13 protein-coding genes are annotated in these 16,475 nt (G+C 68.2%); 4 read left to right on the top strand and 9 right to left on the bottom strand.

What is annotated here, in order from left to right; genetic code table 11:
* Positions 1-77 precede the first annotated feature (77 nt).
* A complete protein-coding gene (locus ACYQ2W_RS13365; protein ID WP_459867822.1) occupies positions 78-953 on the bottom strand; it encodes a glycosyltransferase family 2 protein in 876 nt (291 codons plus the stop codon).
* Between the two features lie 231 nt (positions 954-1,184).
* Between ACYQ2W_RS13365 and ACYQ2W_RS13370 the strand changes: the two genes are divergently transcribed.
* Genes ACYQ2W_RS13370 through ACYQ2W_RS13385 form a run of 4 tightly spaced genes read left to right on the top strand, consistent with a single transcriptional unit; the run spans position 1,185 to position 5,271 of the window.
* The gene (locus ACYQ2W_RS13370; protein ID WP_459867825.1) at positions 1,185-2,564 is read left to right on the top strand and encodes a glycosyltransferase family 39 protein; all 1,380 of its coding nucleotides are present in this window, start codon (positions 1,185-1,187) and stop codon (positions 2,562-2,564) included.
* Entirely contained in the window at positions 2,561-3,529 is a 969-nt protein-coding gene (locus ACYQ2W_RS13375; protein WP_459867828.1) for a UDP-glucuronic acid decarboxylase family protein, read from the top strand. Before ACYQ2W_RS13370 ends, ACYQ2W_RS13375 begins: the two co-directional genes overlap by 4 nt.
* Positions 3,526-4,293 (top strand): glycosyltransferase family 2 protein, encoded by a 768-nt coding sequence (locus ACYQ2W_RS13380; protein ID WP_459867831.1) that lies wholly within the window; start codon positions 3,526-3,528, stop codon positions 4,291-4,293. Before ACYQ2W_RS13375 ends, ACYQ2W_RS13380 begins: the two co-directional genes overlap by 4 nt.
* Positions 4,294-4,305: 12 nt before the next feature.
* Positions 4,306-5,271, top strand: a complete 966-nt coding sequence (locus tag ACYQ2W_RS13385; RefSeq protein ID WP_459867834.1) for a lysylphosphatidylglycerol synthase transmembrane domain-containing protein — start codon at positions 4,306-4,308, stop codon at positions 5,269-5,271.
* Here ACYQ2W_RS13385 and ACYQ2W_RS13390 read toward each other — a convergent pair.
* The 8 genes from ACYQ2W_RS13390 to ACYQ2W_RS13425 all read right to left on the bottom strand — a co-directional run bounded on the left by ACYQ2W_RS13390 (position 5,246) and on the right by ACYQ2W_RS13425 (position 16,290).
* Entirely contained in the window at positions 5,246-6,343 is a 1,098-nt protein-coding gene (locus tag ACYQ2W_RS13390) for a glycosyltransferase (RefSeq protein ID WP_459867837.1), read from the bottom strand. The two genes, ACYQ2W_RS13385 and ACYQ2W_RS13390, sit on opposite strands and share 26 nt — an antisense overlap.
* On the bottom strand, positions 6,343-8,364 hold the full coding sequence (locus ACYQ2W_RS13395; protein WP_459867840.1) for a protein O-mannosyl-transferase family: 2,022 nt from the start codon (positions 8,362-8,364) through the stop codon (positions 6,343-6,345). The genes ACYQ2W_RS13390 and ACYQ2W_RS13395 overlap by 1 nt, the downstream gene beginning before the upstream one ends.
* The gene (locus tag ACYQ2W_RS13400; protein ID WP_459867864.1) at positions 8,357-10,348 is read right to left on the bottom strand and encodes a tetratricopeptide repeat protein; all 1,992 of its coding nucleotides are present in this window, start codon (positions 10,346-10,348) and stop codon (positions 8,357-8,359) included. Before ACYQ2W_RS13400 ends, ACYQ2W_RS13395 begins: the two co-directional genes overlap by 8 nt.
* Before the next feature lie 118 nt (positions 10,349-10,466).
* Complete coding sequence (locus ACYQ2W_RS13405; RefSeq protein WP_459867843.1) at positions 10,467-10,958, bottom strand: pilin; 492 nt, start codon at positions 10,956-10,958, stop codon at positions 10,467-10,469.
* A gap of 204 nt (positions 10,959-11,162) precedes the next feature.
* Positions 11,163-13,091 (bottom strand): tetratricopeptide repeat protein, encoded by a 1,929-nt coding sequence (locus ACYQ2W_RS13410; RefSeq protein WP_459867846.1) that lies wholly within the window; start codon positions 13,089-13,091, stop codon positions 11,163-11,165.
* Complete coding sequence (locus ACYQ2W_RS13415; RefSeq protein WP_459867849.1) at positions 13,088-14,425, bottom strand: sigma-54-dependent transcriptional regulator; 1,338 nt, start codon at positions 14,423-14,425, stop codon at positions 13,088-13,090. Before ACYQ2W_RS13415 ends, ACYQ2W_RS13410 begins: the two co-directional genes overlap by 4 nt.
* A gap of 39 nt (positions 14,426-14,464) precedes the next feature.
* Positions 14,465-16,063 carry a sensor histidine kinase gene (locus ACYQ2W_RS13420; RefSeq protein WP_459867852.1) on the bottom strand — a complete coding sequence of 533 codons (1,599 nt, stop codon included), beginning with the start codon at positions 16,061-16,063 and terminating at the stop codon, positions 14,465-14,467.
* A complete protein-coding gene (locus tag ACYQ2W_RS13425; RefSeq protein WP_459867855.1) occupies positions 16,060-16,290 on the bottom strand; it encodes a PP0621 family protein in 231 nt (76 codons plus the stop codon). Before ACYQ2W_RS13425 ends, ACYQ2W_RS13420 begins: the two co-directional genes overlap by 4 nt.
* Positions 16,291-16,475 lie beyond the last annotated feature (185 nt).

Here is a 16,475-nt window from a genome sequence, read left to right on the forward strand (position 1 = left end):
ATCACCTCTCCTCCCCTGCCTGAATTATTTGTTGTGGCCGAATTCATGCGAATATTCATGCGATTTCCATGCCATTTTCAATCCTTCCGGTACATCAGCGCGGTGATCTGCTCGGAGACCAGCCCGATCATGAACACCACGATGGAGACGATGAACAGCAACGCCCCCATGTTGGTAAAACGACCGGAGGTCAGATAGGTATAGATGTAGTAGCTGAGCCCTGCGGAAAAGAGTCCGAAACTGACGGGGAAGAAGAGCTTGAGCGGCGAATAGAGGCTGCCGATCTTGAAGATGATGAGCAGGAAACGGGTCCCGTCGCGCAAGATGCGGATGTGGCTCTTGCCGATCCGCTGCTCCACCGCCACCGGCAGATAGGCCACCGGATAACCGGCGCGGAAGAACGCCATGGTGCAGGTGGTCGGATAGGAGAAACCGTTGGGCAGGAGGTGGAGGAATTCGCGGAAGTGGCGGGCGCTCACCAGCCGCATCCCCGAGGTGAGATCGGCCACCGGATGCCCCACCATCCAACTGGCGAGGCGATTGTAGAGACGGTTGGCCAAGCTGCGTCCGAGGCTCGCCTGGGCCGTCGCCGCACGGGCGCCCACCACCATCCGATACCCCTCATCGTACTTCGCCAGCAGACGGGCGATCTCCTCCGGGCGATGCTGCCCGTCCGCGTCCATGAACAGCAGCCGTTCACCGCGCGCAGCACGCGCGCCGTTTTTCACCGCGGCGCCGTTGCCCATGCCGTAGGGGTGGGAGACCACCTCCGCCCCGTACCGCCGTGCCACCTCCGCGGTGTCGTCGTCGGAACCGTCATCGACCACGATCACCTGCGCCTCGGGGTAGAGCTCACGCAGGCGAGGCAACACCTCGGCCAACCCCCGCGCCTCATTCTTTGCCGGCAGGATCACGCTCAATTGCGCCACCGCCCCCTCCGCTCGTTCAGCCACCACAGGCACCTCCCCCGAGAAAAAAAACGACGAAACCACTCACCCTCTGAATGAACCGCAGATTCACGCAGATTTTCGCAGATGAATGCCCAGTCCAATCCGCGTGAATCTGCGGTTGATCCTGATACAACGGGGGCGAGTTGCCACAAAACGACCACCCATCCGGAAAAATGCGCACCGTTTCCGGCATCCACTCGGCGCGCGACGCTCCCATGCTAGACTGCCGGCGTGATGGCGCCAACCCATTCCACTCCGACCCAAACGCGGCTCACCCTGATCGTGCTGCTGGCGATCCTGCTCGTCGGCCTGGACCTGCGTCTACAGGCCTCCCTGGAGAGCACCGTTCACACCCCGCTGCGCGCCGACGCCGGCGACTATTTCCTGTTCGCCTACAATCTTCGCCACCACGGCGTCTACTCCGCGCAGCCCGAGGGGGTGGAGCAGGCCTCTCCCGCACTCACCCCCAGCGCGCTGCGCAGCCCCGGCTATCCGCTGTTTCTCACGCCGTTCCTCGACGCCCCCTTCGACAGCCGGGATCTGGTCGACATCCAGGTCGTCCAGGCGCTCCTCGGCACCCTGCTGATCGCCGTCGTCTACGCCCTCTCGCGGCGCTTCCTGCCGCGCTGGGCGGCGCTGGCCGCGGCGCTGCTCACCGCCCTCAGCCCCCATCTGGTCAACGCCGGGATCTACATCCTCAGCGAAACGCTCTTCTCGCTGCTGCTCGCCGCCGGCCTACTACTCTACGGCAAGGCGGCCGACGCACCCGGGCGACGACACCTGTGGCTGCTCGCCGGCGCCCTCCTTGCCGCCGCGGCCCTCACCCGCCCGTCGGTCCAGTTTCTGGCGCCTCCGCTGGCGATACTGGCCTATTTCTCGCTGCCTGCGGCCCGCCGCAAGGCGGCCGCCCTGCTGCTGGTCGCCGGCTTCGCGATCGTCTTCTCCCCCTGGCCGATCCGCAATGAGCTCTCCCTCGGCGCAGCCGCCGACGATCGCCTGAAGATCAACTTCCTCCACCACGGCCTCTACCCCGACTTCATGTACCGGGGCGACCCGCAGAGCTTCGGCTTCCCCTATCGCCACGATCCCCGCGCGCAGGAGATCGGCGCCAGCATCCCCAGCGTCCTCCGCGAGATCGAGCGCCGCTTCCTCACCGAACCGGGCCGCCACCTCAAATGGTACCTGCTCGGCAAACCGGCAACCCTCTGGTCGTGGGACATCATCCAGGGGATGGGCGACGCCTTCATCTACCCCGTGGTCAAGACGCCCTATGCCGACAACCACTGGTTTCGCCTGACCCATGCCCTCATGCAGCGGCTCCACCTGCCGCTGGTGCTGCTCGGCACCCTGGGCACCCTGCTGGTCTGGCTTCCCGCGGTTGGGCGCCGGCTCGCGGCAGGCCCGCGACTCGCCGCCCGTGCGGTCAGCCTGCTACTGCTCTATTTCACCGCCCTGCACATGGTCGGCGCCCCCTTCCCGCGCTACTCCGTGCCACTGTTGCCGTTTGCCTATAGCATGGCGCTGTTCGCCGTCGGCGAACTGCTACGCCGGTTCATCCGTAGTCCGACGGGCTCCCAAACCACCGCTTCGACGGAACCCTCAACCATCCCATGAAAAAGAACATCGTCCCCAAGCGAATCCTGATCACCGGAGGCGCCGGCTTCCTCGGTTCCCATCTGTGCGAAAGACTGCTCGAGCAGGGCCACGAGGTGCTTTGCGTCGACAACTACTTCACCGGCCGGCGGCGCAACGTGGCCCATCTGCTGGACGACCCGCGTTTCGAACTGATGCGCCACGACGTCACCTTCCCGCTCTACGTCGAGGTGGACGAGATCTACAACCTCGCCTGCCCCGCGTCGCCGATCCATTACCAGCACGACCCGGTGCAGACCACCAAGACCAGCGTCCACGGCGCGATCAACATGCTCGGCCTGGCCAAGCGCACCGGCGCCAAGATCCTCCAGGCCTCCACCAGCGAGGTCTACGGCGACCCCGAGATCCACCCCCAGCGCGAAGAGTACTGGGGCAACGTCAACCCGATCGGCCCGCGCGCCTGCTACGACGAGGGCAAACGCTGCGCCGAGACGCTGTTCTTCGACTACCACCGCCAGCACCGGCTGCGCATCAAGGTCGCCCGCATCTTCAACACCTACGGCCCGCGGATGCAGCCCGACGACGGCCGAGTGGTGAGCAACTTCATCCTCCAGGCGCTGCGCGGCGAGCCGATCACCCTCCACGGCGACGGCAGCCAGAGCCGCTCCTTCTGCTACGTCGACGACCTGATCGATGGTCTCATCCGGCTGATGGAGAGCGGCAGTGATGTGACCGGCCCGATCAACCTCGGCAATCCGGTGGAGTTCACGGTGCGTGAGCTGGCCGAGCAGGTGATCGAGATGACCGGCTCCTCCTCGCCCCTGGTCAACCACCCACGCCCCGACGACGACCCTTCGCAACGCCGTCCGGACATCAGCCGCGCCAGCGATCTCCTCGGCTGGACCCCCAGCGTCCAGCTCGCCCATGGGCTGCGTCGAACCATCGACTACTTCTCCGCACTGATCGGAGAGGGGGCCTCCCCGTGAAGCTCTCCGTGGTCATCCCGGTCTACAACGAGATCGCCACCATCCACCGTATCCTGCCGCTGGTGGTGGCGGCGCTGCCGGGAGTGGAGAAGGAGCTGATCCTGGTCGACGACTGCTCCGGCGACGGCACCCGCGAGTGGCTGCGCGAACACCTGAAGCCGCTGGCGGGACGCTACCGCGAGCTGCGCGGCGCGGCCGACGGCATCGCGGCGACGGAGGCGGCGGCGGATCAGGCGGGGGCCTCGCTGAAGGTGCTCTTCCACGAGGAGAACCGCGGCAAGGGGGCGGCGCTGCGCACCGGGTTCGCCGCAGCGGGCGGCGAGGTGATCGTGGTCCAGGACGCCGACCTGGAGTATGACCCCGCCGACTGGGGCCGGATGTGGCCGCTGATCGCCGAGCACCGGCTGGCCGACGTGGTCTACGGCTCGCGCTTCTACGGCCGCCCCCACCGCTCGCTGCAGTTCCATCACCTGATGGCCAACCGGCTCCTCTCGCTGCTCTTCAGCGTGCTCTACAACCAGGCCCTGAGCGACATGGAGGTGTGCTACAAGATGTTCACCCGCGAGGTGCTGGAGAGTCTTTCGCTCAGCGCCGACGACTTCGGCTTCGAGGTCCAGTTCAGCGCCCAGGTGGCCCTGGCCCGCCGCTGGCGGATCTACGAGGTGGGCATCACCTACTACGGCCGCGATTACCACGAGGGGAAGAAGATCAATTGGCGGGACGGAGTGAAGGCACTCGGCTATCTGCTCAAATACCGCTTCTGACCCGTCGGCCCGATGAGCCCCCTGCTCCGCCGCACCACCCAAGCCCTCTTCGGCGTCGCCGTCGGCGCCCTCTTCCTCTGGCTCGCCTTGCGCGGCCAGTCTTGGGAGAGGCTGGAGGGCCTCGCCCGACAGTTGCAGATGGGGTGGATCGCCGCGGCGGTGGCCGGCTACTTCGTCGCCATGGCACTGCGCACGGCACGCTGGCAGCAGCTCCTGCGCCAGCTCCAGCCCGAGATTCGCACCGGGGCGGTGGCCGAGACCCTGCTGCTCGGCTACGCAGTCAATAACCTGCTGCCCGCCCGCCTCGGCGAACTGTTCCGCGCCGACTACGCCAAGCGGCGCTTCGCCATGCCCCGCTCCACGGTGCTCGGCACCATCGTCCTCGAACGGGTCCTGGACGGCGTCACCGTCGTCCTCTTCCTGGCCGGCGGGCTGCTGCTGGTCGGCAGCGCCGAGGCCCAGCGACTCCCCCTCTGGTCGGCCGCCGGCGCGGGGCTCGCCCTGTTCGGCCTGCTGCTGGTCGGCGGCTGGCTGATCGGCGGCTTGGCGGAACGGGGCCCCCCCCTCCCGCGGCTTCCCCGCCCCCTCGCCCAACGCGCCGGTAACTTTGCCCGCGCGATCGGCATACTGCGCCGCCGCGCCATCCTCGGCGCCGCTCTGCTCTCGCCGCTGATCTGGCTGTGCGAGGCGGCCGCCCTGTGGTGCGTGTTGTACGCCCTCGCCCTGCCGCTCGCCCCCGGCGGCGCCCTGATGCTGACCGGCGCGGTCAGCCTGAGCACCCTCATCCCCACGGCGCCGGGCTACCTCGGCACCCTCCAGTACGCCTTCCAGCTCGGCCTCTCCGCCATCGGCCACGACGGCTCCGTCGGCGTGATCGCCGCCACGGCGATGCAGCTCTTCCTCTACGGCTCGCTCACCGCAGTGGCCGCCCTGCTGTGGGCGTGGAGATTGCTCAACGGCGTCCGCGCCCCCAGGTGAGGTGGGCGGTCAGCACGTAGTTCCACACCGCCCCCGCCACCGCGCCGAGAAAACCCGCCGCCCACCACGGCACCCCGGCGCCGAACAGCAGATCGGCCACCGCCACGTTGACCACCGCGCCGACCAGGCAGGCCGCATAGAAACTCAACAGCCCGCGCCAGAAGGCCGCACCGTGCAGGCGACGGTCGTGGTAGGTGAAGCGGTTGTTGAGGAGATAGTTGCTGGTCATCGCCACCCAGGCGGCCACCCCCTGGCCGGCGAGGAACGGGATGCCGAAGACGCGGTGGAGCAGGCCGAGCACCGTCAGATGGACCACCACCCCGCTCGCCCCCACCGCCACGAACTGGATGAAGCGGGCGGGCAACAGACCGCCGGCCATCTTCTCCAGCAACAACGAGAGGTAGTCCCACACCACCACCGAATCGAGCTTGCTGGTCCCGCCCTGGCGTGGGCGCATCACGTAGGGCAGCTCGCGAAAGGAGAGCGGTTCGGGGGAGGAGGCCATCAGGTCGAGGAGGATCTTGTACCCCTTCGCCGAGAGGCGCGGCACCAGCGCCAGGAAGCGCTCCCGGCGGATCATGAAAAACCCGCTCATCGGGTCCTTCACCTTGGCCCGCAACACCAACCGGCTCAGCCCGGCGGCAACGGCGCTGACCCCGCGGCGAATCCGGCTGAGCCCCCCGCCCACGCTCCCGCCCGCCACGTGGCGGCTGCCGATCACCAGATCGATGGACGGATCGCACAACAGCTCCACCATGCGCGGCAACAGCCGCTCATCGTGCTGCAGGTCGGCATCCATCACCGCCACCAGCGGCGCCTCGGCCACCTCCACCCCCTCGACGCAGGCCGAGGAGAGGCCGCGCCGGCCGATCCGCTGGAGACAGCGCAGCCGATCGTCGTCGCGGGCCAGCTGCCGAACCCGCTCGGCGGTGCCGTCGGGCGAGTCGTCGTCGACCACGATCAACTGCCAGTCGACATCTACCAGCGCGCACTCCAGGGCGGCGACCAATCCGGGCAGGTTCTCCCGTTCGTTGTAGGTGGGGACGATGACCGAAAGTTCGTAGCGCGCCATCACTCGCCCCCTCGCTTCCCTGTCTCCATCAACTCGCGGTACTCCCGATAGGCCTCGTTGGCGGGCGCGGGCCAGCGCTCCATCGCCCGCAGATAGTACGCCCGAGCCTGCTCCGGCTGCTTCCTCAGCCGGTAGTAGCGGGCGCGCAGCAACGCCAACGCCGCCCGCTGACGCTTGGTGAAGGCCTCGCCGAGGCGCGCCTCGGCGGCCCTCGCCTCACGCTCGAACAGCCCCCACCAACGTTCGTTGTCGCGCACCAGCAACCACTCGAGCAGCGCCAGCTTGCCCTCGAAGCGCCGGGTGGCGAGCGCCAGATTGCGCCGATCGCGCTCCGGCTCCCGCGTCCCCAGGAAGGCGCGTCCTGCCACCACCGGGACCATGTCGGCGATCAACAGCCGGCGGTGCATGTCGGTCCACGGGTCGCGGGACTCCGGCAGCGACAGGATCCGCTCGAAATAGTCGTAGAGCGGTGACCCTTGGAGGTGATTGATGCGTTTCCCGAAGCCGGCGGGCATCAACCGTGAGTAGAGCCAGTAGCGTTCCCAATCCTCCCCCCACTGCGGCACCTCGGCGAAGAACACCGGGCGATCGGCGTCGGCCACGAACTGCTGGACGATGCGGTCCCGCTCCGTCTGGTTGGTGGTGATCGGGTGGAAGAGGCGATTGGGAAAGAGGTTGCCGTCCATCTGGTAGAGGGTGACGTCCGGGCGCACGCCCTCGATCAGCCGCAGGTAGCCGACCGGGCCGGAGTCGGTGTCGGCCGAGAGGAACAGCACCGCATTCTCCGGCAGGCTCTCCAGAAGGGCCCGTGCATACGCCTCGGCCCATTGATCCCCTTGGCGAAAATTCTCCGGCGCATTGACGACGAAGGTGGCGAGCACCACCAGGACGGCCAGCGCGTAGCGCCCCCAGGCGGCGACTCGCCAGCGCCGCAACCGCTCGCCGAGCCAGCACAGCCCGCCGCCGATCCATAGCGCAGCGAGGGAGAACGCCACCAGCGGATAGACCCGGAACACCGAATGGTAGAGCGGATCGTCCTCGAACCCAAGGAGCATCGCCAACACCACCGTGTTGCCCAGGAGGCCGAGCACCATCGCCCCCATCACCGCCGGCGGAAGGAGGCGACGCCAGGTCACCACCCCGATCAGGGCGGCGGCACTGGCCACCCAGGAGAACTGCTCGGCAAGCAGGCGCAGCGAGAAGCCCGCGTAGGCGAGCTTGTCGGACCAGCCGGCGGCCGGCTGGTGGTCGATGCCGGCGTACCCCTCGCGGCTGACGTAGTAACGGAGCGGCCGCCACCCCTCCAGCGGCCCGAGGAAGGTGATCGCCACCCGCTGGGAGTTCCAGTACATCCACAGATAGGGCGCGAGCCCCAGCACGGCCAGCGGAACGGCCCACCACGACGCACGCAGGATCTCCCGCCAACGCGGCGCCACCAGCCACAGCAGGGCGGGGGTCGACAGGCCGATCAGCGGCCAATGGTTGGCGAGACTCAGCCCGTAGCAGAACGCCAGCAACGCCAACCGACGCCGGCCACCCCGCTCGCGGAAGTCGTCGCCGAGGAGGAAGAGCAGGAGAAAGAAGGCGACATTGAGGGTATACACCTCGGCGACAATGGCCTGGGACCAATAGACCGAGGAACAGGCCAGCACCCCGGCGCTGGCCAGGGCCGCCCAACGGGCGATCGTCAGACGGCAGGCCAGCAGGTAGAGCAGCACCACACCGACCGCCCCGAAGAACGCGCTGGCCGCGTGGACCCGCGCCGCCACCGTCCCCCACGGCAGCAGCGAGAACAGGTGACCGACCAGGGTGAAGAGCGGGTAGCCCGGCGGATGGGCCACACCATTGGCCCAGGCGGCGAGGGTGAACGCCCCGTCGTCCTCCAGCCCCACCGTCTTCGGCATGGTCAGCAGATAGAGCGCGAAGGTGAGCGCGAAGAGCAGCACCGAGTCCGTTCGACGACCCGGGAACCACGTGCTCCGCTGCGGCTTGGCCGCGACCAGGGGAAGATCGTCAACCACCGGACCGACCACCCTCCGACGGCCGGCCGGACAACTCGTCGCCCATCCGCGCTTCACGCAACCGCTGCTCCACCACGCTCAACCGAGCGGCGTTCCAGCGCGCCAGCGACGTCCGTCCGAACTCCTCGAGGAGCCGCTCCGCCTCCGCCAGCCGTCCCGCGCGGATCAGCAGGTTGGCGTAGTTCAGCCAATACTGGGGCAGCGTGCGGTCTCCGGCCAACGCCTCGCGCGCCGCGACCAGCGCCGCCTCGAAGTCGCCGACCATCAATGCATGGACGGTCACCTCGCTGAGCAGCATCGAGCGATGGCGGCCGACCAGCGTCGGGTTGTCCAGCGCGGCCCGGTAGAGCCGAGCGATCAGCGCCAGATCGACCGAACAGGAGGCGCCGAGCCGGGCGCGGCTCAACTGATGCAGCAGATTGACGGTGTCGGCGGAGAGCGTCTGCTCGCGCAGATGGCGCTCCAACCGAGCCACCAGCTCCGGATCCTGCGCCTCTCCCAGCTCGTCTGCGAGCAGGAGATTGCCGAACAGCCCCGCCAGAAAGAGGCCATTCAAGCGGTAGGAGCGGGTAAAGCGCGCGCGCGCCTCCTCTGCGAGCAGCGCCCGCGCCGACGCGCGCTCCTCCTGGCGAAGCAGCAGGAAATAGCTCCGGCCCAGCTCGAACTGGGCCCTGGGGGAATCCGGGTGATAGGTCGCTTCGGCAACCGATTGCTGCCACGGGTCGCTCCACAGCCCCACCCGCACCCAGGTCAGCTGCGCCAGCAGCGCCACCAGCAGCGCGACGGTCGCCATCCGCGCCCTCGATGCGACCACCGTGGGGTGGGTGGCGTAGTAGGCCACCGCCAGCAGGATGCCGATCATCGGCAGGTAGTTGCGGTGCTCGTGGGCGATCTCCAGGGGAAATACCGTGGACTCCATCAGGTGACCGGCACAGAAGAACAGCACGCCGAAGGCGAACAGCGGCGCCCGTCTGCGCCACCACAGCGCCGCCAGCACCAGCGCCACCAGCCCCACCAGCGCGGGGAGCGTGATCCACGGGTCGAACAGCGAGCGCGAGAGGGGGAAATCATCGTGGAAGAGCCCCATCTGCGACACGCTCGGCAGCACGATCAGACGGAGGTAGAACCAGAGCACCCGCCCTTCAGTCATCACCCGCTCGGCCAGTGAAAAGGGTCTCCCCGCGTACCCCCCGGTGATGAGCGCCGGGTGGCCCAGCAGATAGAGCGCCACCGCCAGGGCGGGCAGGCCGACCAGAACGGTGAACAGCCCGCTCAACCGGCGCCGCTGCGGGGCGGGGGCGGAAAACCCCAGTATCAGCCACTCCACCAACAGCAGGAACAGGGGGATGAGCAGCGCGTTCTCCTTGCTCAACACCGCCAACGGCGTCGCTACGCCGAGCGAGAGCGCGATCAATGGCCACCCCGCACGCCGATCGAGCAGCCGCAGCCGCCCCCATAGATAGAGCGCCAGCGCCACCAGGGAGAACAGTGCCGCCAGACTGGTCATCCGCTGCACCACGTAAAGCACCGAGGTGAGCGCAAGCGGGTGGAGAAGCCACAGCGCGGTCACCAGCAGCGCCAGCCAACGGATGCGCCGCGGTGAGAGATCGACGGCCGGGGCCACCGCGCCACGCCGCCGCAGCGCCTCGAGGATGAGCATCGCCAGGACGAAGAGCAGACCGCCGTTGGCCAGATGGATCAGCAGATTGGTGCGCTTGAATTGCGCCGGATCGAGGCCGGCGGCCAAGTGATCGAGGGCGAAGGTGAGCATCACCAGCGGACGCCCGAACGGGCTGCCATGGAACGAACCGGCCGCCCCCTGCAGCGCGGCGGGGGTCAGACGATCGATCTTGATCCACTCGTTTTCAGTGATGCTGCCGCCATCGTCGAAGACGAAACCGCCGGAGAGGCCCGGTTGATAGAGCAGATAGACGATCAGCAGCAGCGGCGCCAGCAGCCAGACCGGTGTCGTGGCGCGCCGCATCAACAAGGGGATTCGCATCTTTCGGCCAACAGGAGTGCGATCGAAACCGCCGGTGGAAAAGCGACGGGGCCGCCTCCTCGCGGAGAGCGGCCCCGTCACGACCTAGCCGAAGCCTCGCTTACGGACGGCAGGCGGAGGGCAGGTACTTGCTGGGGATGTTGGTCCCGCTGTTGGCGGCGGTTTCAGCGGTGGTGTTGGTGATACCGCTGGGATTCTTCGCCTCACCGCAGATCCAGACGATCTGGCCGGCCGCGTTGGAGGCGGGACCCAGGGCGAGGGTGCTACCGGAGATCTTGGCGTTGACCTTGTTGCCGAAGGCGATGTTGATCACGCCGTTGGTGTTGACGTCGATGCCGGTGACGTAGTTGCCGACGTAGCTGGTCACCTTGGCCATGCCCGCGGAGGTGTTGTTGGCGGGGAGACGGCCACGGTTGGACCAGAAGTCAGCGATGGTGGCCTTCGCCTCGGCGGCCAGGTTCATACCCTCGGTCACCTGGGTGCGGATGGTGTAGTCCTGGTAGGCCGGGATGGCGATGGCGGCGAGGATACCGATGATCGCGACCACGATCATCAGTTCGATGAGGGTGAAGCCCTGCTGCAGCTTGTTCATTGCTTTCTCCTGAATCCGGAGGTCCCGGAAGATGGTTTGTTCAGTTTGTGGGGCCTCCGGCTGGCGGGGCCTCCGCACGAAAAGATAGCACGCGCCGTGCCAAATCGCCGAACCCCGCGCTACCGCGGCAGGAAGCAGTTTCGGCCACCCCGCCCCCGGCACCATCCTACCCTCGCCGGTCAGTATGTGACGAAAATCGTCACCTCATCCGTTTTGCAGGCGCTGGGCGAGCCTCCCGCGGCGGAGACCACGCCGCCGGATCTCCTCCAGCACCCCCCTGGCCTCCTCCACCCGCCCCACATCGATCAGCAGCTGCCCCAGATTGATCCACAGCTGGCCGTCGGCGGGATCGGCGTCCCGCGCGGCCTCCGCCAGGGTGACTGCCTCCGCCGGCCGCCCGCCGGCAAAGGCGAGGATCGACCCTTCGACCGCCAGTTGGGCGCGAACCGGACCGCGGGCGGGGAGCCGCGGGTTCTCCAGCGCCGCGGCCACCGTCCGCTCCAGGTAGTGGGAAGGGATCGTACACTCCCGCCGCTGGTTGCAGCGCCGTAGCGTCTGCACGGTGGCGAAGTTCCTGGAGGTGAGGGCCGCGCTGCGATAGCCGTCGATGAGCCGGCGCGCCGACTCGTCGATGGCGGGGCTCCCCACCAGGTCATCGAGCATGACCATGGCGCCCAGTGCCGTGAGGAAATTGGGGTCGGCGCCGATCGCCGCCGCGAAACTCTGCCGCGAGAGGTGATAGAAACGATCCCTCGCACCCGCCTCGGTGCCGTTGAGGACCAGGATGTAGTAGGCCCGCCCCAGGTCGTAGTGGGCCCGCGCCGAGCCGGGATGGTTGGCCACGTTCATCCGGATGTGGCGCAGCCCGTCGCCCCACACGTCTGCACGCAACAGGGTCAATCCGGCCAGCGCGGCAACCAGAGCCCCGGCCCCCCAGTGCCGCACTGCGGGAAGGGGGAGTGCCGGGCTCGTCAACCACCGGGCACCGGCGACGGCGAAGCCGATCGTCGGCAGATAGTTGCGATGCTCATGGACCAGCTCCAGTGCGAAAACCGTGGACTCCATGAGGTGACCCACCAGGAAGAACAGCACGCCGAAGACCAGCCAGGGGTAGCGCCTCGCGAAGACCAGCGCCGCGATCAATACCCCCGCCCACCCCAGGACCGAAAACAGCGAGGTCGCCGGATCGAGCCAGTCATGGGAGAGCGGGAAATCGTCGTGGAAGATCCCCAGACGGGACAGCGAAGGAAACAGTAGCAGGCCGATGTAGAACCAGAGTGCGCGGGCCTCGGTGAGCAGGCGCTCGCCGAGCGTGAACGAACGCAGCTCATAGCCGGACAGGATCCATTGGGGATGGGCCGCGAGATAGCCCACCGCGATAACCGCCCCCCCCCCCAGCACCAGACCGTAGATCATCACCAGCCGACGCCGCCCCCGCTCGCTCCGGGCCGGAAACGAGAGCAGCAGCCACTCCACCAGAAACAGCCATACCGGCAGCAGTAGGGCATTCTCCTTGCTCAGCGCCGCCAGCGTCCACGCCCCCAGGGCGGCGGCGTACCACCCCACCCCACGGCGCCCGCGGAGCGAGCGCCACCGCCCCGCCAGGTAGAGGGTCATCGCCAGCAGGGTGAACAGCGTGGCCAGACTGGTCATCCGCTGCACCACGTAGAGCGCGGGTGCGAGGTTCAGTGGGTGCAACATCCACAGCGCCGCCGCGAGGAGCGCCACCGTGCCCGAGGCGGCCGCCGCGCGCCCCTCGCGAAGCCGCCCGCGGAGTTCCAACAGCGCCCACGCGAAGGCGAACAGCGCCGCGCCGTTCAACAGGTGGATCAGCACGTTGGTCCGCTTCATCGCACGACTGTCGAGCCCGAACGCCCACTCGTCGAGGGCGAAACTGAGCATCGCCAGCGGTCGCCCCAACGGTCCCGCGTGGGAGGAGAGGGCCGCATCGCGCAGCCCCTCCCACGACAGCCGATCCATCCTCAGCGACTCGTTGTGGACGACGTTGTGCATGTCGTCGAAGAGGAAAAAGCCGCCCAGACCGGGGACGTAGATCAGATATCCGACCACCAGCAGCACCCCCAGCGCGGCGAGATGCCTTAGCGGAACTCCCCCCCCCGGCGACACGTTCACTCCATCCCCAGCTTCTTCAGCTTGTAGCGCAACGAGCGGAAGCTGATTCCCAGTGCCTTCGCCGCGGCGGTCTTGTTCCAGCGGGTCTGTTCCAGGGCGCGGGAGATGGTGTTGCGCTCGATCTCCGCCAGGTAATCGTCCAGCGGCTGTTCGCCGCCCTCCAGCGGAGGGGGCTCAACGGCGACCGCCGGGCCGTCCTGCGGCAGCATCAGGTCTTCGGCATGGATCACCGCCCCCTCGCACAGCGCGGCGGCCCGTTCGAGAATGTTTTCCAGTTCGCGCACGTTGCCGGGAAAGGGGTACCGCTCGAGGGCGGCCACCGCACCACCATCGAGGCACAACCCCGGCTGCCCCACCTGGGCACCGGCCCGACCCACCAGGTGACGGGCGAGCAGCGCGATGTCGCCGGGGCGTTCGCGCAGCGGCGGCACCTTCAGCTCGATGACGTTGATCCGGTAGTAGAGGTCCTGGCGGAAGCCTCCCTCGGCCACCAGCGCGGCGAGATCCTTGTGGGTGGCGGAGAGGATGCGCACGTCGATCGCCACCTCGCGCGGCACCCCCACCGGGCGCACCGCCTTCTCCTGGATCGCCCGCAGCAGCTTGACCTGCATCAGCAACGGCAGCTCGGCCACCTCGTCGAGGAACAGGGTGCCGCCGTGGGCCGCCTGGAACAGTCCCTCCTTGTCGGCGGTGGCGCCGCTGAAGCTCCCCCTCTTGTGACCGAAGAACTCGCTCTCCATCAGCTCGGAGGGGATCGCGCCACAGTTGACCGGCACGAACGGGCAGTCGGCCCGCGGCCCACGATCGTGGATCATCCGCGCCACCAGCTCCTTGCCGGTACCCGACTCGCCGCTGATATAGACCGGCGCCTGGCTGCGCGCCACCTTGGCGACGGTAGCGCGGATCCTTTCGATCGCCGTCGACTCGCCGATCAACCCGCCGCCGGCACCGGCCGGGGTGCTGGCCGGCACCAGCCTCAGGGCGGCGCTGATCAGATCCCGCAACACCTGCAGGTCCACCGGTTTGTTGACGAAATCGAACGCCCCCAGCTTCAGCGCCTGGATCGCGGTGTCCATGCTGCCGTGGGCGGTAATCACCGCCACCGGCACCTCCGGCCAACTGCGCTGGATGTATTCCACCAGCTCCAGGCCGTCGCCGTCGGGCAGCCGCATGTCGGTGAGGCAGAGGCTGACCGGGCGTTCGGCGAGCAGCGCCCGCGCCTCGCCGAGATCGGCCGCCGCACACACCTCCACCCCCATCCGCCGCAGCGTCAGTTCGAGCAACTCGCGGATATCCGGCTCGTCGTCCACCACCAGGGCGAGCGCCTTGCTCATCGATTCTGCACCTGTCATTTTTTCCGCGCCCCTAAACGCTCAACGCAACAGCCGATGCCGCTCCGGGTCGGCGAAGGAGATGCGGAAGCACGCCCCCCCTTCCGGCAACGCTCGATAGCCCAGGTGGGCCTGATTGGCCTCGCACAGTTCCCTGGCCAGATAGAGCCCCAGGCCGGTGCCACCGGCGCCTTTCGTATAAAAGGGTTCGAAGATCTTCGCCACCGCCTCGTCGGGGATCCCCGGACCGTTGTCGGTCACCTCCAACCAGGGCCCGCCGGCCTCACCGCCGGTCCCGCCGCGCAGCTCGACACGTATCACGCCCGACGCCGGCCGGCCGTAGCGCAGGCTGTTTTGGCAGAGGTTCCACATCACCTGCTGGAGCTGGGTGGCGTCCACGTGGACCCGCAGCCCCTCCGGCACCCGCGCCACCAGTTCGAATCGCCCCGCCCTTTCGCCCTCCAGGAAGTCCTGGACGAACTGGCCGCTCCACGGCCCGAGGTCGAGCCACTGGGGCCGCGCCGCCTCCCGGCGGGAGATGTTGAGCACGTTCTCGATCACCGCATTGACCCGCTGGGACTGCTCCAGGATGATCTCGGTGAGGCGCCGGTCCCCGTCTTCGAGGGCGGGCGACTCCGCCAACAGCTGGCCGGCGTGGCTGATCGCTCCCAGGGGGTTGCGCACCTCGTGGGCGATGCTCGCGGTGAGCCGGCCCAGCGAGGCGAGTTTCACCCGCTGCGCCTGTTCGGCCAGGGCCGCGCTCTCCTCCAGCAGGATCAGGCAACCCACTACCCCCATGCGGGCGAACCGCGGCAGCACCTCCACTTCGCCACCGCGCAGACGTACCGGCTCGGAGCGCTGCAAGACGTTGGCCCGCCAGCGCTCCAGCATGCCGAACAGGGCGGGCGCCGCCTCCGCCAACGGGAGGTGGGCGACCGGCCGATCGCCCAACCCGAGCAGCTCGCGAGCCGCCTCGTTGGCCAGCCGCAGCTCCCCCCCCCTCCCCACGACCAGGATCCCCGCCTCCAGATGGCGGATGATGTGGGCATTGAGCCGCTCCAGGCTCTCCAGGTCCTCGCCGCGGCGGCGCGCCAGTTGCTCGCTCTCGCGCACCCGCCCGGCGAGCCCCTGGGCGAGCAGGGCGGTGGCGAAGAAGGCGGCGCCGAGGATCCCCGCCTGGGTGTAGTAGGTGGTGAAGAAGAGCCCCTCCCAGTGGGCATAGACCTGTTCGCCGAGCACCGCCAACGCCGCCAGCGCCGCGAACAGCACCGCGGTACGCCCCACCAGCAGCAAACCGCCGCCGGCGATGGCGGCGATCAGCAGCATGCCGATGCCGGTACGCAGGCCGCCGCTAGCGTGCATCAGCAGGGTGATCGCCACCACGTCCGCGGCCAGTTGGACGTAGACCTGGAGATTGAAGGAGGGCCAGCGCCAGGAACCCGCCACCAGCGCCAGGAAGGAGAAACCGAGATAGCCGAGAACGGCGAAACCGAACAGCCGCGGGTCGAACTCCCCCAGCAGGCGTGGCCCGGCACCGGTGAAGAAGAGCAGGGTGAGCAGCAGCGCCAGCGCCGCGCGATAGCCGTTGAACAGCCACAGCGGCCGCCAATGCTGATCGGCGGCAGCCCCCCCCGCACTCACCCCGGCCCGGCCTCCCGGTGGGCGGCGCTGCAGTAGCAGTGGCCATCCTCGTACAGCGCCTCGCCCTTCGGCACGTGGAGCCCACAATGGGCGCAACGCGCCGTGTCGGTGGGCGTCCGCTCCGACCGACTCAACGCCTCTCCGTGGCTGCGACCGACCCGGTAGAGGTGGCGACCGATCAGGATCGCGCCCCAGATGGCGAGAATGATGAAGAGAAAACGGAACATGACGACTAGTTTCCCGCCTCCCCCGCCGCGAAGCAACCGCTTGGCGACATGCGGCGGACGAGCGGTGACGAGCGACACCCCTGAGAACACCCCCAAGAACACTCCGGCGACGCCAAATGCGCCCAACCGCCCGGCGCGCGCGCTTTGCGCTCGCCGCCCTCTTCCGCCAAAATAACTGGCTGGCT

The sequence above is a fragment of the Endothiovibrio diazotrophicus genome (assembly GCF_054657215.1).

What these genes read in the sequence shown, in the direction of transcription:
- ACYQ2W_RS13370 (WP_459867825.1), top strand. Translation starts at nt 1,185, where the DNA reads ATGGCGCCAACCCATTCCACTCCGACCCAAACGCGGCTCACCCTGATC.
- ACYQ2W_RS13375 (WP_459867828.1), top strand. Translation starts at nt 2,561, where the DNA reads ATGAAAAAGAACATCGTCCCCAAGCGAATCCTGATCACCGGAGGCGCC.
- ACYQ2W_RS13385 (WP_459867834.1), top strand. Translation starts at nt 4,306, where the DNA reads ATGAGCCCCCTGCTCCGCCGCACCACCCAAGCCCTCTTCGGCGTCGCC.
- ACYQ2W_RS13390 (WP_459867837.1), bottom strand. Translation starts at nt 6,343, where the DNA reads ATGGCGCGCTACGAACTTTCGGTCATCGTCCCCACCTACAACGAACGG.
- ACYQ2W_RS13400 (WP_459867864.1), bottom strand. Translation starts at nt 10,348, where the DNA reads ATGCGGCGCGCCACGACACCGGTCTGGCTGCTGGCGCCGCTGCTGCTG.
- ACYQ2W_RS13405 (WP_459867843.1), bottom strand. Translation starts at nt 10,958, where the DNA reads ATGAACAAGCTGCAGCAGGGCTTCACCCTCATCGAACTGATGATCGTG.
- ACYQ2W_RS13415 (WP_459867849.1), bottom strand. Translation starts at nt 14,425, where the DNA reads ATGAGCAAGGCGCTCGCCCTGGTGGTGGACGACGAGCCGGATATCCGC.
- ACYQ2W_RS13425 (WP_459867855.1), bottom strand. Translation starts at nt 16,290, where the DNA reads ATGTTCCGTTTTCTCTTCATCATTCTCGCCATCTGGGGCGCGATCCTG.